The 252-nt window shown below is 41.7% G+C and carries 1 protein-coding gene; it reads right to left on the bottom strand.

Translation table 11 applies throughout. The features are described 5' to 3' along the window. Positions 1-252 (bottom strand): DUF3549 family protein (locus tag AAEY57_RS20555; RefSeq protein ID WP_350608732.1); only part of this gene is annotated, 252 nt, incomplete at both ends.

Below are 252 nucleotides of genomic sequence, written 5' to 3' on the forward strand. Positions count from 1 at the left end.
CCGCCCAGCTATTGTTAGTAACACGTCAGAGTCTTGCCTCACTGGTGAGCTTAGTACAGTATCAACTAATTGAGCGCATAACCCTTGAGCTTGACCTTTTGAAGCTGATCTTAGTGCTGCGGTTATAGCTAATGTATCGTTATTACTAATTGCGGTCTGTGTGTAATCAACAAGTAACTCACTCATTGATGTTGGTATTTCAACGTGTTCAAGCATGGCACTGAGTGGTTGTAGTACTTCAATAGGTAAATG

Origin of the sequence: Pseudoalteromonas sp. MER144-MNA-CIBAN-0113, from assembly GCF_040308965.1 — a bacterium.
Taxonomy (GTDB): Bacteria; Pseudomonadota; Gammaproteobacteria; order Enterobacterales; family Alteromonadaceae; genus Pseudoalteromonas; species Pseudoalteromonas tetraodonis.